This window comes from Yoonia sp. JB2-21 (assembly GCF_055693545.1).
This window is the reverse complement of the sequence record NZ_JBVFUC010000001.1, coordinates 1,795,990-1,818,305: the sequence shown is the minus strand read 5'-3', so window position 1 is coordinate 1,818,305 and position 22,316 is coordinate 1,795,990. Positions and strand designations below refer to the sequence as shown.

Annotated in this window: 23 protein-coding genes and 3 pseudogenes; 15 read left to right on the top strand and 11 right to left on the bottom strand. The window is 53.6% G+C overall.

The window, feature by feature from the left end; all coding sequences use genetic code 11:
* Window positions 1-20: 20 nt before the first annotated feature.
* On the top strand, window positions 21-341 hold the full coding sequence (gene trxA, locus ACZ1G5_RS09130; protein WP_472732539.1) for a thioredoxin: 321 nt from the start codon (window positions 21-23) through the stop codon (window positions 339-341).
* Window positions 342-392: 51 nt separating this feature from the next.
* On the opposite strand, the gene ACZ1G5_RS09125 is transcribed toward trxA, so the two are convergent.
* Window positions 393-1,310 (bottom strand): capsular polysaccharide export protein, LipB/KpsS family, encoded by a 918-nt coding sequence (locus ACZ1G5_RS09125; protein ID WP_472732538.1) that lies wholly within the window; start codon window positions 1,308-1,310, stop codon window positions 393-395.
* 100 nt (window positions 1,311-1,410) lie between these two features.
* Between ACZ1G5_RS09125 and hslV the strand changes: the two genes are divergently transcribed.
* The 5 genes and pseudogenes from hslV to ACZ1G5_RS09100 all read left to right on the top strand — a co-directional run bounded on the left by hslV (window position 1,411) and on the right by ACZ1G5_RS09100 (window position 5,899).
* Complete coding sequence (gene hslV / locus ACZ1G5_RS09120; RefSeq protein WP_472732537.1) at window positions 1,411-1,968, top strand: ATP-dependent protease subunit HslV; 558 nt, start codon at window positions 1,411-1,413, stop codon at window positions 1,966-1,968.
* Complete coding sequence (locus ACZ1G5_RS09115) at window positions 1,965-3,023, top strand: hypothetical protein (protein ID WP_472732536.1); 1,059 nt, start codon at window positions 1,965-1,967, stop codon at window positions 3,021-3,023. Before hslV ends, ACZ1G5_RS09115 begins: the two co-directional genes overlap by 4 nt.
* Before the next feature lie 8 nt (window positions 3,024-3,031).
* A pseudogene (hslU, locus tag ACZ1G5_RS09110) lies at window positions 3,032-4,341 on the top strand (ATP-dependent protease ATPase subunit HslU).
* 30 nt (window positions 4,342-4,371) lie between these two features.
* Window positions 4,372-4,620 carry a hypothetical protein gene (locus ACZ1G5_RS09105; RefSeq protein ID WP_472732535.1) on the top strand — a complete coding sequence of 83 codons (249 nt, stop codon included), beginning with the start codon at window positions 4,372-4,374 and terminating at the stop codon, window positions 4,618-4,620.
* Window positions 4,621-4,663: 43 nt separating this feature from the next.
* On the top strand, window positions 4,664-5,899 hold the full coding sequence (locus tag ACZ1G5_RS09100; RefSeq protein ID WP_472732534.1) for an MFS transporter: 1,236 nt from the start codon (window positions 4,664-4,666) through the stop codon (window positions 5,897-5,899).
* Here the strand turns inward: ACZ1G5_RS09100 and ACZ1G5_RS09095 are convergent.
* Genes ACZ1G5_RS09095 through ACZ1G5_RS09085 form a run of 3 tightly spaced genes read right to left on the bottom strand, consistent with a single transcriptional unit; the run spans window position 5,882 to window position 8,156 of the window.
* On the bottom strand, window positions 5,882-6,466 hold the full coding sequence (locus ACZ1G5_RS09095; protein WP_472732533.1) for a Smr/MutS family protein: 585 nt from the start codon (window positions 6,464-6,466) through the stop codon (window positions 5,882-5,884). The two genes, ACZ1G5_RS09100 and ACZ1G5_RS09095, sit on opposite strands and share 18 nt — an antisense overlap.
* Window positions 6,466-7,497 (bottom strand): murein transglycosylase A, encoded by a 1,032-nt coding sequence (gene mltA / locus ACZ1G5_RS09090; RefSeq protein ID WP_472732532.1) that lies wholly within the window; start codon window positions 7,495-7,497, stop codon window positions 6,466-6,468. Before mltA ends, ACZ1G5_RS09095 begins: the two co-directional genes overlap by 1 nt.
* Complete coding sequence (locus ACZ1G5_RS09085) at window positions 7,494-8,156, bottom strand: Tim44/TimA family putative adaptor protein (RefSeq protein ID WP_472732531.1); 663 nt, start codon at window positions 8,154-8,156, stop codon at window positions 7,494-7,496. Before ACZ1G5_RS09085 ends, mltA begins: the two co-directional genes overlap by 4 nt.
* A gap of 111 nt (window positions 8,157-8,267) precedes the next feature.
* Between ACZ1G5_RS09085 and ACZ1G5_RS09080 the strand changes: the two genes are divergently transcribed.
* Window positions 8,268-8,750, top strand: coding sequence for an FxsA family protein (locus ACZ1G5_RS09080; RefSeq protein ID WP_472732530.1), 483 nt, complete (start codon window positions 8,268-8,270; stop codon window positions 8,748-8,750).
* Between the two features lie 58 nt (window positions 8,751-8,808).
* On the top strand, window positions 8,809-9,312 hold the full coding sequence (secB, locus tag ACZ1G5_RS09075; RefSeq protein ID WP_472732529.1) for a protein-export chaperone SecB: 504 nt from the start codon (window positions 8,809-8,811) through the stop codon (window positions 9,310-9,312).
* A gap of 7 nt (window positions 9,313-9,319) precedes the next feature.
* Here the strand turns inward: secB and dnaQ are convergent.
* From dnaQ to ACZ1G5_RS09055, 4 genes and pseudogenes are all read right to left on the bottom strand, one after another.
* Window positions 9,320-10,044 (bottom strand): annotated as a pseudogene (dnaQ, locus tag ACZ1G5_RS09070) (DNA polymerase III subunit epsilon).
* Window positions 10,045-10,048: 4 nt separating this feature from the next.
* On the bottom strand, window positions 10,049-10,627 hold the full coding sequence (gene coaE / locus ACZ1G5_RS09065) for a dephospho-CoA kinase (RefSeq protein ID WP_472732528.1): 579 nt from the start codon (window positions 10,625-10,627) through the stop codon (window positions 10,049-10,051).
* Complete coding sequence (locus ACZ1G5_RS09060; RefSeq protein ID WP_472732527.1) at window positions 10,624-11,451, bottom strand: shikimate dehydrogenase; 828 nt, start codon at window positions 11,449-11,451, stop codon at window positions 10,624-10,626. The genes coaE and ACZ1G5_RS09060 overlap by 4 nt, the downstream gene beginning before the upstream one ends.
* On the bottom strand, window positions 11,448-12,047 hold the full coding sequence (locus tag ACZ1G5_RS09055; protein WP_472732526.1) for a Maf family protein: 600 nt from the start codon (window positions 12,045-12,047) through the stop codon (window positions 11,448-11,450). The genes ACZ1G5_RS09060 and ACZ1G5_RS09055 overlap by 4 nt, the downstream gene beginning before the upstream one ends.
* Before the next feature lie 405 nt (window positions 12,048-12,452).
* Between ACZ1G5_RS09055 and hemJ the strand changes: the two genes are divergently transcribed.
* From hemJ to ACZ1G5_RS09020, 7 genes and pseudogenes are all read left to right on the top strand, one after another.
* Window positions 12,453-12,902 carry a protoporphyrinogen oxidase HemJ gene (hemJ, locus tag ACZ1G5_RS09050; RefSeq protein ID WP_472732525.1) on the top strand — a complete coding sequence of 150 codons (450 nt, stop codon included), beginning with the start codon at window positions 12,453-12,455 and terminating at the stop codon, window positions 12,900-12,902.
* A 119-nt stretch (window positions 12,903-13,021) separates the two neighbouring features.
* A complete protein-coding gene (gene rho, locus ACZ1G5_RS09045) occupies window positions 13,022-14,293 on the top strand; it encodes a transcription termination factor Rho (protein ID WP_472732524.1) in 1,272 nt (423 codons plus the stop codon).
* Between the two features lie 29 nt (window positions 14,294-14,322).
* Window positions 14,323-15,606: a tRNA uridine-5-carboxymethylaminomethyl(34) synthesis GTPase MnmE gene (gene mnmE / locus ACZ1G5_RS09040; RefSeq protein WP_472732523.1), complete on the top strand. Its 1,284-nt coding sequence runs from the start codon at window positions 14,323-14,325 to the stop codon at window positions 15,604-15,606.
* 11 nt (window positions 15,607-15,617) lie between these two features.
* Window positions 15,618-17,487: pseudogene (gene mnmG, locus ACZ1G5_RS09035) on the top strand (tRNA uridine-5-carboxymethylaminomethyl(34) synthesis enzyme MnmG).
* Between the two features lie 3 nt (window positions 17,488-17,490).
* Window positions 17,491-18,108: a 16S rRNA (guanine(527)-N(7))-methyltransferase RsmG gene (gene rsmG, locus ACZ1G5_RS09030; RefSeq protein WP_472732522.1), complete on the top strand. Its 618-nt coding sequence runs from the start codon at window positions 17,491-17,493 to the stop codon at window positions 18,106-18,108.
* Window positions 18,101-18,910, top strand: coding sequence for a ParA family protein (locus ACZ1G5_RS09025; RefSeq protein WP_472732521.1), 810 nt, complete (start codon window positions 18,101-18,103; stop codon window positions 18,908-18,910). Before rsmG ends, ACZ1G5_RS09025 begins: the two co-directional genes overlap by 8 nt.
* A complete protein-coding gene (locus tag ACZ1G5_RS09020) occupies window positions 18,910-19,797 on the top strand; it encodes a ParB/RepB/Spo0J family partition protein (protein WP_472732520.1) in 888 nt (295 codons plus the stop codon). The genes ACZ1G5_RS09025 and ACZ1G5_RS09020 overlap by 1 nt, the downstream gene beginning before the upstream one ends.
* Here the strand turns inward: ACZ1G5_RS09020 and hemW are convergent.
* From hemW to rph, 3 genes are read right to left on the bottom strand one after another with little or no spacing between them, the layout of a single operon-like run.
* Entirely contained in the window at window positions 19,794-20,951 is a 1,158-nt protein-coding gene (hemW, locus tag ACZ1G5_RS09015) for a radical SAM family heme chaperone HemW (protein ID WP_472732519.1), read from the bottom strand. The two genes, ACZ1G5_RS09020 and hemW, sit on opposite strands and share 4 nt — an antisense overlap.
* On the bottom strand, window positions 20,944-21,552 hold the full coding sequence (gene rdgB, locus ACZ1G5_RS09010; RefSeq protein WP_472732518.1) for an RdgB/HAM1 family non-canonical purine NTP pyrophosphatase: 609 nt from the start codon (window positions 21,550-21,552) through the stop codon (window positions 20,944-20,946). Before rdgB ends, hemW begins: the two co-directional genes overlap by 8 nt.
* The gene (gene rph / locus ACZ1G5_RS09005) at window positions 21,552-22,259 is read right to left on the bottom strand and encodes a ribonuclease PH (protein WP_472732517.1); all 708 of its coding nucleotides are present in this window, start codon (window positions 22,257-22,259) and stop codon (window positions 21,552-21,554) included. The genes rdgB and rph overlap by 1 nt, the downstream gene beginning before the upstream one ends.
* Between the last annotated feature and the right edge of the window lie 57 nt (window positions 22,260-22,316).

The window sequence follows — 22,316 nt, the reverse complement described above, 5'->3', positions numbered from 1 at the left end:
TTTCGCCAAGGAGTAACCCAATGGCAACCGTAGCAGTCACAGACGCAACTTTTGACGCCGAAGTCCGCAATTCCGACATCCCCGTCGTCGTGGATTTTTGGGCGGAATGGTGCGGCCCATGCAAACAGATCGGCCCCGCTCTGGAAGAGCTGTCAGCCGAGATGGAAGGCAAGGTTAAAATCGTCAAAGTGAACGTGGACGAGAACCCCAACTCACCGGCACAAATGGGCGTACGTGGTATTCCTGCATTGTTTGTCTTCAAGGACGGCGAAGTCGTCTCAAACAAGGCGGGTGCAGCACCGAAAGCGGCCATTCAAGGCTGGATCGAAGAGTCGATCTAAGCTTCCGAAATTTGTATGACATAGGGCGTCTTTTCGGGCGCCCTTTTTCGTTCACACCGGCCAGCCATGATTGCGCAAAACCGTCGTAATTCTTTTCTTCGCCTCGGGGCGGCCTGCATTGATCGACCGCACCTGCAAGAACCAATACAAATAGGCTGCATAATCAGGCGAATGGTTCTTAACCCGGCGAAAGGCCGTTTCAACGCCAATATCTGCTACATTCAGCGCGATATGATGAAAGTCGGACTTGCCGAACAAGATCAGCGGCTTGCCAAAAAAATAGCCTTCTAGCCCCACGGCGGAATTTTGGGTCACGATGTAATCGCAGTTTTGCAGATAGCGGGGTGAGCTTTCCGCTTTGATCATCAACCGATCTTCTTCGGTCAGCAAATCCTCCAGCGCGCGCCGTTCTTCGGCGCTGTAGCTTTCGTTTGGATGAAGCGTGACGACAACTTGTCGGGTTGTGTCTTGGTCAAGAACGGTTCTGACCATTTCAATAGGGCTACAGGTCTGAAATGATCGTTGCCGCAAGATCTGACCTTGCAAGGGAACATAGACAAAGCCGTCAGCGCGGGCGTTCTTCGGTGCATCTTCAAACAGGCGCTGCCGCCAGAAGCGATAGAAGTTCACCGCCTTGCGTGTATCGACCGTTCGCAGGTCGAATGCATCCTGCGCAACCGGCCAGTCCCAGCGTTCAGCTTCTTTTTCGATATGCCAGAACGGGTAGATATATGTTTTGCGAAAGGTCAGACCGCGCGCATTGGCAGGCGGGTCCATCAGGTAAAGGCCGCGCCCCGGACGCGTCATCGCCCGCAGCCGCGCCAGATCATCATCACCATCAAACGCAACCTCTAGCCCGGCGGCCATCAGAACGTCACCCACCTTCTTGATGAAGTTGTGCTTCCCACGCTCCGCCTGTTTGCGCAGATGGGGCGGCAGGTAGAAAGTGACAGTATCGCGCGTGCTCATATGTTGGACGCTAGCCTTGCCAAGTGCCGTGAACAACCCGTGCGGGGTTGTTTGCCCAGCATCGCCCCGCCATATATGCATCAGCGACAAGGAGCGACTGATGGCAAGTGAAGAATTCCCCGGCTGGCATGGCACCACAATCATTGGCGTCCGCAAAGGTGGGCAGGTGGTCATCGCAGGTGACGGGCAGGTTAGCCTTGGTCAAACTGTTATCAAAGGCACCGCCCGCAAAGTGCGCCGCTTGTCCCCGGGCGGGCAGGATGTGATCTGTGGCTTTGCCGGATCAACCGCAGATGCCTTTACCTTGCTTGAGCGTCTTGAAAAGAAACTTGAGGCGACACCGGGACAGTTGGCCCGCGCATCTGTTGAATTGGCCAAGGACTGGCGCACCGACAAATACCTTCAAAAGCTCGAAGCGATGTTGATCGTCAGTGATGGGTCTGAGTTGTTTGTCATTACCGGCGCAGGTGATGTGCTGGAACCCGAGCATGATATCGCGGCCATCGGATCAGGCGGAAACTACGCCTTGGCCGCTGGCCGCGCGCTCATGGATACCAAGAAAAACGCTGAAACCATTGCGCGCGAAGCAATGGCGATTGCGGCGGACATCTGTGTTTACACCAACGGCAACCTGACAGTTGAGGCGATCAAAGCATGATCGAACGCGATGATCTCAAAGCTGCCGTTGGCAGTGGCTTGATCAATGAAAAGCAGGCCGCGGGGCTGATCAGCCTGTCCGACAGCCGCCGCGGCGCGCGGGAAAACCTGAACCCCGGCGATGAACCTTTTGAGCTGTTCAAAGGGTTCAACGAAATTTTCATCGTGATTGGGTTGCTGATCCTCTCGATGGGATGGTGGGGTGTTGTCGCGCTCGCGCTTGGTGACGAAATCGTAAATCTGCAAGACTATGCAATGTGGGTCACTTTGATTGGCGCAGGTATCCTGTGGCTTTTATCCGAATATTTTGTCCACAAACGCAGGATGGTCGCCCCAGCCATTGCGCTATCGATCATGTTCGCGGCAAACGCGGCCTTTGGCTTTACCGCCGTGATGTCAGAACCATTTATGATCGCGCAGAACGACTATACCAGCATTCCATTGCCGCTGCTTTTGGCGACGCTCGCGATTTTCGTTTATTGGTGGCGTTTCCGCGTGCCGTTTGCGATGGCAATGATCGCCGTGGGGCTTTTCATTGTTGCAATTGTCTACACTGGCAGTCGCAGCGGACGTATCGAAGATTTCAGCGAATTGTTCCTCCTTTCTGCGGGCGGACCATTCGCATGGATCACGCTTGTTCTGGGTCTTCTTGTTTTTGCCGTCGCGATGATGTTCGACATGAGCGACCCGCACCGCGTGACCCGCAGATCGGCCAACGGTTTTTGGCTTAATGTGATTGCCGCCCCTGCGTTGGTGAACACGATGGCGCTGTCGCTTTTGGATCAGAACAGCAACGCGATCCTTCTTGGGGTCCTGCTTCTCTTTGCGGTTGTTGCAATTGTCATCGACCGCCGGTCGTTCCTGATCGCGGCGATTGGTTACATCGTGGTCCTGGCTGCAACTGTTTTTGATGGTGACGGGGCCGCGCTGACCGTGTTGGTCCTTGGCGTCGTTCTTCTTCTTCTTGGCGCGTTTTGGGAACGTATTCGGGCGCGCGTTCTGCGCCTGATGCCCGGCTTTATCCCGCTACACCGCCTTCCACCTTCCCAAGTTTGAAAGTTAGTATGACTGATCTCACCCCCCGCGAAATCGTCTCGGAACTCGACCGGTTCATTATCGGCCAAAAGGACGCCAAGCGCGCCGTCGCCGTGGCGCTACGCAACCGCTGGCGGCGCAAACAATTGGGCGATGATCTGCGGGATGAGGTTTATCCAAAGAACATTCTGATGATCGGGCCCACAGGCGTCGGTAAAACTGAAATCTCGCGCCGTCTGGCAAAGCTGGCGCGCGCGCCGTTTCTGAAGGTTGAAGCCACGAAATTTACCGAGGTGGGTTACGTCGGCCGTGACGTCGAACAGATCATCCGCGATCTGGTAGATACAGCGATCATCGACACCCGCGAACATATGCGCGAAGATGTAAAGGCCAAAGCACGCGCCGCAGCAGAGGATCGTGTCATCACCGCTGTTGCAGGCACTGATGCCCGCGACGCCACGCGCGACATGTTTCGCAAGAAACTCAAGTCCGGCGAGTTGGACGACACGATCATCGAACTTGAACTAACTGACAATTCGAACCCTATGGGCGGTTTCGAAATCCCCGGTCAGCCCGGCGCAGGTATGGGCGGCATGATGAACCTTGGCGATCTGTTCGGTAAGGCGATGGGGGGCGCACTGTCAAAAAACAAATGACCGTCGCGGACAGCTATGAAGCGCTGATTGCCGATGAAGCTGATAAGCTGCTCGATGATGAAACCGTCACCAAAGCAGCTCTTGAAGCGGTTGAACAGAACGGCATCGTTTTCCTGGATGAAATCGACAAAGTCTGCGCCCGTGCCGATGCCCGTGGTGCCGATGTGTCGCGCGAAGGCGTGCAGCGTGATCTTCTGCCATTGATCGAAGGAACCACCGTGTCCACCAAACATGGGCCGATCAAAACGGACCATATCCTGTTCATCGCGTCCGGCGCGTTCCACGTGGCGAAACCCTCGGACCTGTTGCCAGAACTACAAGGCCGCTTGCCCATCCGGGTTGAACTGCGCGCCCTGACCGAAGATGACTTTGTGCGCATCCTAACCGAAACGGACAATGCGCTGACCCTGCAATACTCGGCCCTGATGAAAACCGAAGAGGTGACCGTGACCTTCACCAACGATGGCATCAAGGCACTGGCCAAGATCGCGGCAGAAGTAAACGAATCCGTGGAAAACATCGGTGCGCGCCGCCTTTACACCGTAATCGAGCGAGTGTTCGAAGATTTATCTTTCAACGCACCCGACCGGGCCGGCGACGAGATCGCGATTGATGCGGCATTCGTCGAAGAACATCTGGGCGAGTTGTCACGGTCAACGGATGTCAGCCGCTACGTGTTGTAACGGGTGCTTAGGCTTAGACGATATCCTGCGGTGATCGTGCTTTTCTTTGCTGGGATGCTCACTGTTATCTTTGCCTACGCGACGCTAAATCTGTTCCAGATGTCGATGGCCAATATCCGTTTCTTAAGGGAATTTGGGTGGACCGCTGTAATGGAAGGCGGCTTGGTTCAGTTTCTTCAGATCATCGCCAGCGCCTTCGTTGCTTTAGTGAGCTACATCGGTTTCAAAATCTGCGAGAGCGAACTCGTTCACCGATATCACACTTGGCAAAACAAGTGATTTAGGGGTTCCAACCACGACGGTCCCGGATCATCAAAGCCGGATGACCCAACCGCCCGGATACCTCCGCTTCATCCGCGAAAACATGCCCTTTCTCGCGACAGGCGCTTTGCTGTCGTTCCTGTCGAGCTTTGGGCAAACCTTTTTCATATCTATCTTTGGTGGAGAAATCCGCGAAGCTTATGGGCTGTCGAATGGCGACTGGGGGTTGATCTATATGATCGGGACCGGCGCCTCGGCTGCATTAATGGTTTTTGCTGGCGGGCTCGCAGACAGGTTCCGGGTCCGCACACTGGGAATTGTCGTGATCCTGATGCTGGCATCAGCCTGCCTGTTTATGGCCTTCAATGCCGTAGCAGCATTGCTGCCTTTGGTCATCTTTGCGCTGCGTTTCACCGGGCAAGGCATGACGACCCATGTGGCGACTGTCGCGATGGCGCGGTGGTTCATTGCGACACGGGGGCGCGCGCTGGCGGTGGCATCCTTTGGCTTCATGCTGGGTGAAGCAACGCTACCGCTGACAATGGTATGGCTGAAATCCATGATTGATTGGCGGACACTCTGGATTTGCTTTGCGGGCTTTTGTGTCGTGGCTTGCTTTGTCCTTTATCGTCTGTTGCGGTTGGAACGCACACCGCAGTCAATGGCGGACACAACACAATCGACCGGCATGGGTGGCAAGCATTGGACGCGCAGGGATGCTCTGCGGCATCCGCTGTTTTGGGCGATGATCCCAGCGGTGATGTCCTTTTCCGGCTTTGGAACTGCCTTTTGGTTCCACCAGGTCCACTTTGCCGAAATCAAAGGCTGGTCACATCTGGCACTGGTATCCGTTTTCCCACTTGGAACATGCATGCTTGCGCTCTCGACCATCGGGTATGGCTGGGCGATTGACCGCTTTGGCGCAGCCCGGCTTTTGCCCATCTACCTTATCCCCTTAGTCATCGCATTCATCCTGCATTGGTACGCCCCATCACTGGGGTGGACCGCATTGGCGGTTGTCCTGATGGGAACGGCGGGCGGCGGACAAGCAACCTTGCTCAACGCTTGCTGGGCCGAATTTTACGGCACTAAACATATCGGTGCTATCAAATCAGCGGCGGCCGCGCTGATGGTGCTTGGCTCTGCAATCGGACCGGGCCTCAGCGGTTGGTTGATTGACAGGGGTGTGGGGTTCGAGGTGCAGCAATTGGGCTATGCCGCTGTTTTTGCTTTTGCAGCGCTGATCCTCATCATCCCAACAAGAAAAGCGCGCGCAGTCCTAGCGGCGTCGGCGTAAATAGACATAGTACGCACCATGTCCACCATGTTTGAGATGCGCTGGCGTGACCTGCAATATGGCCTGCGACAATGGGGGCAAAGCCAACCATTGCGGCACTTGGTGCCGTAAAACACCGTGCCGTGTTGGGATCGGACCACCATTGTCGCGATCTTTGCCTTTGCCGGTAATAACCAGAACAAGACGGCGGCCCAGCGACTGCGACGCAAGGATGAATGAAACCAGCGCAGGATGCGCCTCGGCCATCGTCATGCCGTGCAGGTCGATCCGGGCCTCGGGCTTTAACTTGCCGCGTTTCATCTTACCAAATGATTTACTGTCCATATTCACGGGTGCCGCGGCCAACCTGTCAACAAGGGGACGCATGACATCATGCGGTCGACCGGCATTTGTCTTTTCGCCAACACGGAAATCGGGCATCGGGGTGCGCGCAACAACCGGTTTTTTGGGTGCAGAGACCACATCCGGTGCAACTGTCTCTTTTCTGGGGTGCAATGGGGTTGCTCGTTCGGCAACCCGGTCCCATAGCGCTCGTTCATCGGCCGACAGGTGACGTGGCTTGCGCATCAGTCCGCTGAAACCACATGTCGGTGGGCCATTGTCGCAGGCATCAATACAACCATACGACCGCCATCCTTGATCTTGCCTGCTTCCAATCCCGCGTCCGCCCCGGTGCCAAAGAAAATGTCAGCGCGTTGTGCGCCTTTGATGGCTGATCCGGTATCCTGCGCGATCATCAGCCGGTTCATCGGTTCAGCACCTTCTTTTTCTATCCAGACAGGGGCGCCTAATGCGACATATGCAGGATCAACCGCGATGGTTCGACCTTGGGTGATTGATCGGTTCATCGCGCCAAGCGGACCAAGCTCTGCTGGCACTTCGCTGACTTCGCGAAAGAACACGTAGCTTTCATTTTCCCACAACAACGCCCGACCTTCTTTGCGGTTCTCGCGGACCCAGTTGCGGATTACGGCGGCGGATACCTGATGTCGTTCAAAGATTCCCCGATTAACCAGCGCCATACCAACCGACGAATAATTGCGACCATTCTTTCCGCCATAACCGACGCGCATCATACTGCCGTCAGGTAGGCTGATCCGGCCGGACCCTTGCACCTGCAAAAAGAACAAGTCGACCGGATCCGTGAGCCAAGCAAGTTCAAGACCACGCCCCGCCAATGGCTGGTCTTCATCGATTTCGCGACGGGTAAAGTATGGCTCTCCGCGGACCAAATCGTCCGGGACACTGTAGATTGGATAACGGTAGGCATCACCACGCTCGCGCGAACCGGGCAGCTCCGGTTCAAAGTAGCCGGTGAATAGCATCGGCTCGCCATCTTCTATCAGTACAGGGCGAAAGAACTTTTCAAAAAAGCCACGCGGTTCAGGGTTTGTTTTCGCATACTCACACAAAATCCCCCATTGCCTGTCATCCATATCGCGGCAGGTACTTGTGAAAACATCAAAAGCGGCCTGATGATCATCATCCTGCCACCCCCGTAAGTCGTCAAAAGACAGCTGGGTATAGGTTGGTTCAGCCACAGCAGCGCCTGCAAGTGTCAATGAAATGGCAAGACGCCAAACCCAATTCCGGATCATTCGCCTGTGGCAACAAGCCGCCAGTTTGGATCGCCTGCATCCATCTTGCGTGCGAAAGTCCATGTGTCTTTCTGGCGCTTGATCTCGGTCTCGCTGCCTTCGATGATATCGCCGGCCTTGTCACGTACCACTGATGTCATCTCGCTCTTGAAGCGGACCGAAATCTCGCCCTCTTTCGAGACTTCATCAAACACAGCTTCTGTCAGTGTCATGTCACTGATCCCGATGAACTTCGCTTCAATCGTCAGGCCCTGACGCTGCCGTTCATCAACAACAGAGGCAAACGCTTCATATACATCTTCTGATATGAAGGGAACGATGCTGTCCAGATCACCGTTTTCAAACGCCATCAGGATCATTTCATATGCGCCACGGGCCCCACCAAGAAATTCGCTGACATTAAACGAAGGATCGGTCCGCTTCATCGCGCCCAGCGCTTTTGCTGAATCAGAATCTTCATCAACATGATCTGTGATATCCAGATCAGGCCCACCTTCGATCACATCAAAATCGGGCTTGCCAATACGGCTGGCAGGTTCCGGGCGCGCCACATTTGGCTTTTCAAAACCTTCGCGCGTGCCAAGCACACCGCGCAGGCGCAAAATCAGGAACACAGCGATGCCAGCAAGCACCAAAAGCTGGATGAGCGAAGAATTCATTGTGACCTCTTATCGGGGAAGGCATGGAAACATGCCCCTTCGCCTCTTATGTAGGTCAGGGGTAGGGCCAAGTCCACCTTACCCCCGAAACTGTTATGAAAGGCCTGCAACATGTGGCTGCTTCTTGCGTTTATCGCGGTTCCGATGATCGAAATCGCACTGTTCATCCGGGTTGGCGGCTTCATCGGCATCTGGTGGACATTGCTCATCGTTCTTCTGACAGCAGTTGCCGGGTCTTATCTGGTACGTAACCAAGGCCTGCGCGAACTTGGCAATCTACAAAGATCGTTTTCCGAGTTGCAGGACCCGACAGAGCCTTTGGCGCATGGCGCAATGATCCTGTTCGCCGGTGCGCTTCTACTTACTCCGGGTTTCTTCACAGATGTTGTTGGCTTGTCCCTTTTGGTTCCGGGCATCAGACGCGCAGCATTTGTCTGGGCAAAATCAAAGGTGAAGGTAAAACATTTTGAAATGGGTGCGGGGCCAACTGAACGTCCTCAGCAAACGGGTGACCGGGTCATTGATGGCGATTTCGAAGATGTCACGCCGCGGAAAAACGGTACTCAGGGCCCATCAGAGTGGACCCGGGATTGAGCCTGCGCATCTAGGCTGCTAGGAACGCGAGAACCTTATTTAACTGGAGCAGTTTCCAATGACCGACACCCCTGAAAACGGTGCAGCAGCCCCCGCGGCAGCCCCCCAAATTACCAGCCGCGTTCTGGCCCAATATATCCGCGATATGTCTTTCGAAAACATCCTCGCGCAGAAGGGCGTATCAGGTGATGCGCAACCCGAAATTCAGGTGCAGGTGAATTTGGATGCGCGTAAGCGCAAGACGGACAACCAGTACGAGGTGATCACGAAACTGAACATCACCAGCAAGACGAAGGAAAAAGGCGATCCACTTTTTGTGCTCGAGCTTGAATATGCGGGCGTTTTCCACGTCGAAGGTGTGCCAGAAGATCAGATGCACCCCTACCTGCTGATCGAATGCCCGCGTATCACATTCCCATTTGTGCGCCGCATCGTCAGTGACGTGACACGGGACGGTGGCTTTCCGCCACTGAACCTTGAAACGATTGATTTTCTTGCACTTTACCGTTCAGAACTCGCGCGTCGTGCCGAGGCCGAGAAGGCAAAAGACCAAGTAAACTAAACCAAGATCAGTTTTTCCAAAGAACGCCGTCGCCCAACTGCTCAAGAAAAGCGGCATGGGCGGCGGCTTCTTCTTTGTCAGCTTCGATGGCAGGGGTTGTGGGCGCGCTGTCGGGCGCCAGGCATCTGGTTGACCATCAGCAGATCGGCTTTGACTGTCAGCGGCCAGTGCAAAATCTGGCTGGCGACCACCAATCAGTTCCAAGTACACTTCGGCCAGAATTTCACTATCAAGTAAGGCGCCGTGCAAGGTGCGCGAGCTGTTATCAATCCCAAATCTACGACAAAGCGCGTCGAGTGACGCCGGCGAACCCGGGAACTTTCGCCGTGCAATCGCAAGCGTATCAACCGCCTGATCCATCGGTAGAAGTGGCCGGTTAAGCCAGCCAAGTTCTGCATTGAGAAACTTCATGTCAAAGGCGGCGTTGTGGATCACCAGTTTCGCGTCACCGATGAAATCAACAAAATCCTGCGCGATATCCTTGAACAGTGGCTTGTCACGCAAAGTTTCCTGCCCGGGTTTGGGGTCTTGCGGCGGCTCTAACAAGTCTGGCCCAATCCCGTGGACGCCAAAGGCCTCGGCAGGCATGGATCTTTGAGGGTTGATATATTGATGATAGGTCCGACCAGTTGGAACATGGCCCATCAGCTCAACCGCACCAATTTCAACGATGCGGTCGCCTTCATGCGGTTCAAATCCGGTGGTTTCCGTATCAAGAACAATTTCACGCATTTGGCTACCTTTTGAGTTCTGCGATCAGTTCTCGCACGGCTTTTCGGGTGGCGTCCAGTGTCAGGGTTTCAATGATATGATCTGCACGATCGCATTTTTCCTGATTTGGCATTTGGCGATCAAGAATAAGGTCAAACTGCGCTTCGGTCATATCCGGTCGGGCTAAAACACGAGCCTTTTGAATATCTGGCGGAACGCTGACCACAAGAATCGATGATAGCCACTGTTGGGCATTTGTTTCGAAAAGCAGCGGGATATCGAACAGGATGAGTGGATCATCGTACCGCGCAATAAAGGCCGCACGACTTTTTGCTACCAGCGGATGCACGATAGCCTCCAATTTGCCCATAACGCTGAGGTCATCCGCTATCATTTGCTTCAGAAGGCTACGGCTGACGGCACCGTCTACAATGGCTTCTGGTAAAGCTGCCTGAATTGCAGGAACAGCGTCGCCACCTTTCGCATAAAGGTCGTGAACCGTCGCATCAGCATCCCAAACCGGAACACCTTCATCACGAAACATGTTCGCTGTCGTGGATTTTCCCATCCCAATGGAACCGGTTAATCCTAACAGATGTGTCATGACAGAACGGCCTGTCTGGTCGCATCGTCAACATCTGGGCGTTGTCCAAACCAGCGCTCAAAGCCTGGGACGCCTTGATGCAACAACATCCCTAGCCCGTCGACAGTCGTACATCCTTTGTCCTGGGCTGCGTTCAGGAACGCTGTGCGAAGTGGATTATAGACGATGTCGGTCACAACAGCGGACGGCTGCAATGCATCCAGCGATACCTTGAATTCTTGCGCGCCAGTCATGCCAAGGGATGTTGTGTTGATGACCGTATTTGCATCTTCAAGCATTTGGTCGGCTTGCACCCAGTCAACAACACTGACGCGGGCACCGAAATCGGCGCGCAAAGCTTCGGCCTTGGGGCGGGTGCGGTTCGACAGGATGATTTCCGGTACACCAGCATCAGCAAGGGCGACAATCACGGCGCGGGCAGCACCGCCCGCCCCGAAAATCGCGGCCGGACCTGCTTTTGGTTCCCAGTCCGGCGCACCTTGTCGCAGATTGGCCATGAACCCGTAACCATCTGTGTTATCTGCAAAAATACGACCGTCTTCTTTAAAGATTAGCGTATTCGCTGCACCGATGAGCGTCGCGCGATCCGTGATATGATCAGCAAATTGCATAACACTGACCTTATGCGGCAATGTTACATTTGCTCCGATAAAACCCTTCTTGGGGAGTTCACGCAGCGTTCTTTCCAAAGTATCTTCGGTTACCTTGAGCGCGGTATACTCGCCTTGGATACCGTAACGGTTCAGCCAATAGCTGTGAAGTTTGGGAGAAAGGGAATGGCTGATCGGATTACCGATCACACCGGCGCGGAGCAGACTGTTCATGCGCGCAATGTTCCGCGAAGTGTGAGGTATGACAAGAGTTCCAAGAGTGGGAGACCAAGAACATTAAAATAATCTCCTTCAATGCGTGTAAAAAGTCGCACTCCTTCTTCCTCAAGCTTATAGGCCCCAACGGAATGACGGATGCTGTCCCAGTTTCGGGCGACATAGTCGGCTAGATAATCGTCAGACGCGGCGCGCATGTGCAGGCGAACAATCCCAACATGACGCCAAAGCGGTTTGCCATCACCGTAGATGACGGCAGCTGATAAAAGGTGGTGTTTTTGGCTGCGCAATACCTTGAGTTGTGCCAGAGCATCATCAGGTGTTTTTGGTTTGTTGAAGATGTCCTGCCCAAGTGCGAGAATTTGGTCGCAACCGATAACAAGTGCCAGAGGGTGGCGCGACGCCGTGCGTTGGGCTTTCATTTCTGCCAAAGTGTCAGCAATATCACGGGGAGACGCGTGTTCAGCCTGAAGCGAGGCACGAATGGCCTCTTCGTCGATGCGAGCCGCGGAAACATCAAATTTGACGCCAGCATTTCGGAGTAGTTGTGCACGTATTTCTGAGCCAGAGGCGAGGATGATCTGTTCTGTCATGTGGATAACCTTTGGGACAAACTATGTGTCGCGTGGCGGGTGATTTTGGGCATATCTAGCACGTTGGAGCGAACAGGGTAGAAGATCGATATTCCAGGCGGTGTCATGTATCATTTTCCACGGTGGGTATGCATAACTTTGCTTTGTGGAAGAATCGGGGTGTTTGACGAGTCAATATGACATCTAGCGACTTTTAGTTTTTGCATTCTTCATATAAATTATTGATTTCATTATACTAATAGTACTTCTGCAGGGATTGAACAATATTGATTGGTTCATTGACCCTTGGGATAAGTCTGAGGATCAATAAACAACCCACAGAAAATCGACTGACAAACAACAACATCATCTTTTCTTTCTTTCTATATTTATTAAGGAAGAGAAGAGCGATGAGAGTGAGGGCACATGGTAGAATTTTTGAACAGCATTTATCCCTGGATCAAAGCGCTGCATATCATGGCAGTGATCGCGTGGATGGCCGGTTTGTTCTATCTGCCAAGATTGTTCGTCTATCACGCCGAACGTGCGACGACGGGATCGGAGCTGGATCACACGTTTCAGGTGATGGAAGAAAAGCTGTTACGGGTCATTATGAACCCGGCAATGATTGTGGCCTGGATCGCTGGGTTGATTATGATCGGTTTGGGTGCCTTTGATTGGGGTGCTGTCTGGTCGTGGGTCAAGCTTGGATCCGTTCTTCTGATGACCGGGGCACACGGGTGGATGAGCGCCCGGCGCAAAGAGTTTGCGGCGGGAACAAATACGCGGACGGGGCGAACGTATCGGTTGTTCAATGAGGTGCCGACTGTGCTGATGTTGCTGATCGTTGTGGCGGTGGTTGTGCGGCCATTTTGAGTAGCAATTGACTCTGGGCACTAGCTTACCTATTTGTGACGTCGCTTCCCGGCCGGGAAAGCGATTTTCCATTCCTAGTCGAAAAGATGCCAGTAGTGATGCTGGCAGCGGATTTATTGATGACACAGCACCGTCTGAACCTTGCTGATCTGAAGGCGCAAAGCCCGAAGGATCTTTTGTCTCTGGCTGAAGAGCTAGAGATCGAGAACGCCTCTACCATGCGGAAGGGCGACATGATGTTCGCCATCCTGAAAGAGCGGGCGGATGAAGAGTGGATCATCGGCGGTGACGGTGTTTTGGAAGTCCTGCAGGATGGGTTTGGTTTCCTGCGATCACCTGAGGCGAACTATCTGCCTGGCCCAGACGACATTTATGTATCGCCTGACATGATCCGTCAGCATTCTTTGCGGACGGGTGACACGGTGGAAGGTGTCATGAAGGAGCCAAACGACAGCGAACGGTATTTTGCTTTGACCTCGGTTGAAACGATCAACTTTGAGGAACCAGAGAAGGCCAAGCACAAGGTGGCCTTTGACAACCTGACGCCGCTCTATCCAGATGAGCGGTTGAATATGGAAGTGGCTGATCCAACGGTGAAGGACCGGTCTGCGCGGATCATTGATCTTGTATCGCCGATTGGGAAAGGTCAGCGATCTTTGATCGTGGCACCGCCGCGGACGGGTAAGACGGTTCTGTTGCAAAACATCGCCAACTCTATCGAGCAGAACCACCCGGAATGTTATTTGATCGTTCTGCTGATTGATGAACGACCCGAAGAAGTTACGGACATGCAGCGGTCTGTGAAGGGTGAGGTTGTGTCGTCGACTTTTGACGAACCGGCGACACGGCACGTAGCTGTTTCCGAGATGGTGATTGAGAAGGCCAAGCGCCTGGTCGAGCATAAGCGGGATGTTGTGATCTTGCTGGATTCGATCACGCGATTGGGTCGGGCATTTAACACGACTGTTCCGTCATCTGGTAAGGTCTTGACCGGTGGTGTGGATGCCAACGCGCTGCAACGGCCAAAGCGGTTCTTTGGTGCGGCACGAAACATTGAAGAAGGTGGATCACTGACCATTATCGCGACTGCCCTGATTGATACTGGTAGCCGTATGGATGAAGTGATCTTTGAAGAATTCAAAGGGACGGGTAACAGCGAAATCGTGTTGGATCGCAAGGTGGCTGACAAACGAGTGTTCCCGGCAATGGACATTCTTAAGTCCGGCACCCGGAAAGAAGAGTTGTTGGTGGATAAAGGCGATTTGGCGAAAACTTACGTGTTGCGTCGGATTCTGAATCCAATGGGGACAACGGATGCGATTGAATTCCTGATTGGGAAGCTGAAGCAGACCAAGACAAACTCTGATTTCTTCGACTCAATGAACACGTAACTTATTGTTATAAAACAATGGGTTAAGATATGGATACAGTCTTTGCACTCGCGACTGCTCAGGGGCGCGCTGGCGTTGCTGTTGTTCGGTTGTCGGGACCTGCTGCCGTTTCAGCCGTAAAGCGACTGTGTGGTGATGTCCCAGTCAATCGTGGGCTTCGTACGCTGCGTGATGGATGCGGTATGCTTTTGGATGAAGCGCTGATCTTGCGCTTTCCAGATGGAAAAAGTTTTACCGGGGAAGAGGTTGTAGAGCTTCAACTTCATGGGAGCCCGGCAATTGTGAAAGCTGTTCTACAGGTGCTGTCCGATACTCCGGGATTGCGGCATGCAGAAGCGGGAGAATTCACGCGCCGTGCACTGGAGAACGGCAAGCTGGATTTGGCGGAGGTGGAAGGCCTTGCTGATCTGATTGACGCAGAGACCGAGAGCCAACGTAGGCAGGCCGTACGTGTATTCTCTGGCGCGTTGGGGGATTTGGCGAATAGCTGGCGAGAAAAGCTGATCCGTGCGGCGGCATTGATAGAGGCGACCATTGATTTTGCTGATGAGGATGTCCCCGTCGATGTGAGCCCCGAGGTCATGGATTTGATAGATGTCGTGAGCACAGAGATGCATCGGGAGGCGGACGGTGTGCGTATTGCTGAGCGTGTGCGAGACGGGTTCGAGGTGGCGATCATAGGTGCGCCGAACGTGGGGAAGTCGACGCTTTTGAATCGGCTTGCTGGCCGGGACGTGGCGATTACATCAGAGATAGCGGGTACGACACGTGATGTAATCGAGGTGCAAATGGATCTGGATGGCCTGCCGGTGACGATGCTGGACACTGCGGGATTACGCGAGACTGACGATGTGATTGAAGGGATGGGTGTCGCGAAGGCAAAGGAACGAGCATCGCAGGCCGACCTACGGGTGCACCTTATGTTGTTAGAAACTGATGAATGGCCACATGATATTGATGAAGATGACATTCTTGTCAGGGCGAAGGCCGATCTTGTCGATACAGATGAGCTGGCTGTGTCTGGGGTTACAGGTGCGGGTATTGATGCGCTTATCGCCGAAATTTCAAATCGTCTGAGTGCGAAGGTGGCGCGCGTTGGTGTAGCGATGCGAGAACGGCACAGGACTGCAATGATCATTGCGATTGAACACCTGAAAGCAGCCAACGATGGCTTGACGTCGGATATTGGCATGGCGGATTTGATTGCAGAAGACTTGCGGACTGCGATCCGGGCTGTAGATAGCATCGTTGGGCGTGTTGATGTAGAACATGTTCTCGACGAGATTTTTAGCAGCTTCTGTATCGGCAAGTAGGAGTGTTTCACGTGAAACATCAGGACTATGACGTGATAGTAATTGGGGGCGGCCATGCCGGCGCAGAGGCTGCCCATGCTGCCGCGCGTATGGGTGTGCGGACTGCTCTATTAACACTCACACGCGAGATCTATTGGTGTTATGTCATGCAATCCGGCCATTGGGGGATTGGGTAAAGGGCACCTTGTCCGCGAGATTGACGCGCTAGACGGTGTGATGGGCCGAGTTGCTGACAAGGCTGGTATCCAGTTTCGCTTGCTGAACCGCAAAAAGGGTCCAGCAGTGCAGGGGCCGCGTGCTCAATCTGATCGGCAGATTTATCGAACAGAGATGCAAGCCGAACTATCAGCGTTGAAAAACTTGAGCATTGTTGAAGGCGAAGCGGTTGATTTGTTGATGGATGGTCAGCATGTCAGCGGCGTTATAACGCGTGATGGCGGCCAAATCACCGCTGGCAGCGTCATTCTGACAACGGGTACATTCCTGCGTGGTGTCATCCACATAGGTGATGTTTCCCGACCAGGTGGGCGCATGGGCGAGGATCCATCAATTAAGATGGCAGAACGGCTGGATAGCTTTGCACTGCCTCTTGGTCGGCTAAAGACGGGAACACCACCGCGCTTGGACGGTCGCACAATCGCTTGGGATCGGTTGGAGGTTCAGCTGAGTGACGACGATCCTGTACTATTTTCCTTCTTGTCCAAAGGTGTTTTCGCGCCGCAAATTGACTGCGGCATCACGCACACCAATGAAAAGACGCATGATATCATTCGGGCAAATTTGGATCGGTCCGCGATGTATGGTGGGCATATCGATGGCGTCGGTCCCCGGTACTGTCCGTCAATCGAGGACAAGGTTGTACGGTTCGCGGACAAAACATCTCATCAGATATTCTTGGAACCAGAAGGGGTGAATGATCACACCGTCTATCCTAACGGGATATCGACATCCTTGCCGGAAGATGTCCAGATTGACTATGTGCAATCGATCTATGGTCTTGAAAATGCACAGATAATTCAGCCAGGCTATGCAATTGAATACGATTACGTCGACCCGCGGGCCTTGCGTGCGACGCTAGAGTTGCGGAACGTGGATGGGTTGTATCTCGCCGGGCAAATCAACGGCACGACGGGGTACGAAGAGGCCGCGGCGCAGGGTTTGGTGGCTGGATTGAATGCCGCGGCGCGGGCAAAGGGCAAGGATGACATTATCTTTAGTCGCCGCGAATCCTACATCGGCGTTATGATTGATGATTTGATCACCCGAGGTGTGTCGGAGCCATACCGGATGTTTACATCGCGCGCAGAGTTTCGGTTGTCTCTCCGCGCCGATAACGCCGACCAACGCCTGACGGAACGCGGCCGATACATTGGATGTGTGGGCGATGACCGTTGGGAACATCACAACGCCAAGATGGATCAGATTGATCAGGCAAGGAACCAGTTATCGTCAATAAGCCTTTCGGCGCGAGATATCTCAGGTCTTGGCATAAAGCTGAATGCAGATGGACCACGACGCACTGCCCTGCAGGCTTTGGAGTTAAGTGATTTTGATTTCGAACACCTCTACCTGCTTGATCAAGATGTTGATGGCATCACAGTCGAAGTACAACATCAGGTGAAACGTGATGCTCTTTATGCGCACTATATCGCAAGGCAGGAGCGGGACATCGCCGCGATGGAACGTGATGAGAAGCAGATTATCCCTGACGACATGGTGTATGAGGCTGTTGCTGGGCTCTCAAATGAGATTGTCCTGAAACTAAACACCACAAGACCGGCAACGATCGCGCATGCGAGCCGCATCGAAGGCATGACACCGGCCGCGCTTATGTTGATTATAAGTGCTTTGAAGCGCCATCAACAAGCCACAGGAACGTAGTCGATGACGTTAGAGATTGCTGGCATTGATGTTTCACGTGAAACAATGTCAGAATTGGAGGCTTTTGAAGCCCTCGTGGCAAAATGGACTCCAAAGATTAACCTTATCGCGCGGGGAAGCACTGACCAAATCTGGCACCGGCACATCGTTGATTCCGCCCAATTGTACCGATATGCACCGCAACACTATGAAAAATGGGTCGATATCGGGAGTGGTGGCGGGTTTCCCGGCATTGTTATGGCGATTCTTGGAAAGAGCGACAGACCAAATGCAAGATTCGTTTTGATTGAAAGCGATCAACGCAAGGCGACTTTCTTGCGAACCGCCGCCCGTGAACTGATCTTGCCAGTTGAGGTTATAGCAGAACGGATCGAGGCATCGCCACCACAGGGCGCAGATATTGTGTCAGCACGAGCTCTTACCGCATTATCTGGACTTCTTGGCCTGACGCATAGGCATTTGGATCCAAAAGGGGTCGCACTTTTGCATAAGGGGCGGCAGGTCAAACAAGAAGTTGCCGAAGCGCAAAAGAACTGGTCGTTTGACCTTGAAGATTATCCCAGTTTCACTGATCCTGAGGCCCGGATACTTGCCATTCAAAGGATCAATCGCATTGGCTGATAACGCAAAAACGGGTCCTGCCATTATCGCCATCGCGAACCAAAAGGGTGGCGTTGGCAAGACAACAACCACGATCAACCTTGGCGCAGCTTTGGCTGAACAAGGCAAGCGTGTTCTTTTATTCGATCTTGATCCGCAGGGAAATGCATCGACCGGTCTGGGTATTGATCACGATCAGCGCGAGGCTACGACATATGACCTTATCGCAGGCGACGTTAGTCTTAAGGATGCGATTAAAAAGACCGCTGTTGATCGCCTCAGCATCGTTCCTGCAACAACTGACCTAAGCTCTGCTGATCTGGAACTTATCGACAATGCAAAACGCAGTTTCCTTTTGCGTGATGTTTTGCGGAATGATGATGCGATGCTGATGGGGTTCGACTATATATTGATTGATTGCCCGCCATCTCTCAACATATTGACAGTAAATGCGATGGTTGCCGCGCATTCCCTTATCGTTCCTTTGCAAAGCGAATTCTTCGCGCTCGAAGGCCTATCGCAACTGATATTAACGGTCCGGGACGTACGCCAAACAGCAAACCCCGACTTGCGGATCGAAGGTATTGTTCTGACCATGTATGATGGCCGAAACAATCTGTCTTTGCAGGTCGAAGACGATGCACGCGAAAATATGGGCGATATGGTTTTCCAGACAGTCATTCCACGCAATGTACGTCTGAGCGAAGCACCATCATTCGCTGTTCCAGTCTTGAACTATGACAGCGGGTCCAAAGGTAGCCTGGCGTACCGGGCTCTCGCTGCTGAGCTTACCGAAAGAACAAAGAAAAAGAGGGCCGCATAATGGCGCGCAACACAAAGAAAGCACGCGGCCTCGGTCGTGGCCTTTCCGCTTTGATGTCGGATGTGGCTGCAGATGAAGCCCCAAAAACGCAACCGCAGCGTCCGGATCTCGTTGTGCCCATTGAGCAGGTGCAGCCTAATCCTGATCAACCGCGCCGTACCTTTGACGAAGATGCGTTAAACGACCTCTCCGCTTCGATCGCAGAAAAGGGCATCATTCAGCCTCTGATCGTGCGTCGATCGCCGGCTGATTCCGAGACATTCGAAATTGTTGCCGGTGAACGTCGCTGGCGGGCCGCCCAAAAGGCAAAGCTTCATGAAATCCCCGTCTTGGTGCGTGATTACAATGACACCGAGGTTCTTGAAATTGCGATCATTGAAAACATCCAACGGGCGGATCTAAACCCCGTCGACGAAGCCGCTGGATACAAGCAGTTGATGGATCGATTTGGTCATACACAAGATAAGCTTGCATCCGCGTTGGGCAAAAGCCGTAGCCACATCGCAAACCTGCTTCGCCTGTTGAACCTTCCAGAAGAGGTTCAACGCTATCTGATCTCGGGTCAATTATCTGCGGGCCATGCGCGTGCACTGGTCGGCCATGATAACGCTGTAGAGCTTGCGCGCGAGGTGATCCAAAGAAAACTCTCTGTGCGTGAAACCGAACAATTGGCCAAGAAGGGCCCGGCAATCAAAAGGCGATCTCTGCCCGGTGCGCCAGTTCCCAAAGATGCAGACACGGTACAGATTGAAAATGAACTCTCTGCAACGCTTGGGATGAAGGTCACGATTGATCATCCGGCGGGCGCAGATGGTGGCAAGATGGTGATTGGTTATAAATCACTTGATCAGCTTGATGATCTTTTGCGGGCGCTATCGGGCGGTTAGTCTTCGAGCAACGTCCGCAAAACCGCATTCAAGACAGGGTATCCTTTCGGCGTCAACCGCAGCGTGTCAGCGTCAGTCTCCACCATTCCAATATCTTTCAAGCCATTGATTTTATTAAGATAATTTTCACTTGAGAGTTGTGGAAACCGTGATCGCGATACACCTTCGCACAACCGCAGTCCCATCAATAAAAACTCTGAAAACTGATCATCCGACGACAAGCGTTCCCGGCACAAGTCACCATTGCCCGTCTGTCTTACCTGCGAAAGCCAACGTGCCGGTGCGCGCGGCGCCTCAGTGGCGTATCGCACAGATCCCAGTGTCAATCGACCATGCGCACCGGGCCCAATCCCAGCATAATCGCCGTACTGCCAATAGACCTTGTTGTGTGTGCTCTCACTTCCGGGGCGGGCATGGTTAGAAACCTCGTATCCCGCAAAACCTGCTTTTCCACAGACGTCCTGCGTCAACGCATACATATCCGCAGATATATCTTCATCCGGCAGACCACGCAGTTTGCCGGCGGCATACCGATCTCCAAAAGCTGTGCCATCTTCAATGGTCAATTGATAAAGCGACAGGTGATCCACAGCCAAATCAAGCGCTTGCTGCAGTTCCGCCCCCCATGCAGCCAGACTTTGGTTCTGCCGCGCATAAATCAGATCGAAGCTGACCCGATCAAAGACATCACGGGCAATATCAAAGGCTTGCATTGCCTCTGACGCTGTATGCAACCGACCCAAAGCCTTCAAGTCCGGATCGTTCAGCGCCTGAACCCCCATCGACACCCGATTTACCCCGGCATCGCGGTAACCGGCAAAACGACCGGCCTCAACTGATGTTGGATTCGCTTCCAACGTCACCTCAATATCGTTTGCGATAGTCCACGTTGCGCGCACTTTCGTTAAGATCGCGTCAACAACATCCGGATCCATCAAGCTGGGCGTGCCACCACCGAAAAACACAGATCGCAGCACGCGCCCCTGCGTTTCGGCACCGATACGATCAATCTCACTCAGATAGGCCGCAGCCCACGCGCGTTGATCAATATGGGCCACAACATGACTGTTGAAATCGCAATAGGGACATTTCGCCTGACAAAACGGCCAGTGGATATAAAGGCCAAAGCCCCCGTGTTCCCAATCTTCAGGCAAAGCAACCTTCGATCAGTTTGGTAAACGCATCCGCCCGATGGCTGATCTTGTTCTTTTCCCAACGGTCCATTTCACCAAAGGTGATGTCATAGCCATCGGGCTGGAAAATCGGATCATATCCATGCCCCTGATCACCCCGCATCGGCCAGACGATCTGGCCAGGCATCACACCGGGAAACACTTCATCATGACCATCAGGCCAGGCGAGAACCAATGTGCAGCAAAACCGCGCCGTCCGGGGAAAAGGGGCAGAAACAGTCTCTAACTCCGCCCAACTCCGCTCCATCGCCATTTTGAAATCGCGACCATTGGGTGTTTCTGCCCAATCCGCAGTATAGACGCCCGGTGCGCCACCCAACCCGTCAATCTCGATCCCACTGTCATCTGACAATGCTGGCAAACCTGTCACCTTAGCCGCAGCATGCGCCTTGATCCGCGCATTCCCGACAAAGGTGGTTTCGGTCTCTTCCGGCTCTGGCAACCCATGATCCGCGTTTGACGTCAAAGACACACCGTAAGGCCGCAAAAGATCAGCGATCTCTTCCAGCTTCCCCTGGTTATGGGTCGCGATGACCAGTTCTTTGCCGTCAAAGCGCCGCATCAGCTGACGGCCGCCAGTTGGATCGCAGTCAACTCACCAACCCCCTTTTCAGCCAGATCAACCAGCCCATCCATCTGCGCCCGTGTAAACGTGGACCCTTCCGCAGACATCTGAATCTCGATCAGCTTACCACCGGTCATGACAAAGTTCCCGTCAACGCCCGCCTCGCTATCTTCTGGATAATCCAGATCAAGCACCTCTTGCCCTGCATAAATCCCACAAGAAATCGCCGCCACCGGATCAATCAACGGATCGCTGATCACATCACCGGCTTTCATCAATTTCTGCACAGCCAGCTTCAAAGCAACCCAACCACCTGTGATCGACGCACAACGGGTGCCGCCATCGGCCTGTATCACATCGCAATCAACAACGATTTGACGCTCGCCTAATGCCACACGATCGACGCCAGCCCGCAAAGACCGCCCGATCAAGCGTTGAATTTCCTGCGTCCGCCCCGATTGCCCATTCTTTGCCTCACGGCGCATGCGCGTGTTCGTCGCACGTGGCAGCATGCCGTATTCCGCCGTCACCCAGCCAAGACCCGAGTTTTTCAAAAACGGCGGTACCCGTTCATCAATCGTCGCGGTGCATAAAACATGCGTATTCCCGCATTTAATCAGGCAAGAGCCCTCGGCATGCATCGTCACGCCTGTTTCAATGGAAACTTCGCGCATTTCGTTCGTCTGACGGCCTGATGGACGCATGGGGTCTCTCCTATCGGTTGCACTGCGGGGATACGCTGCCCACATATGAAATCCAAC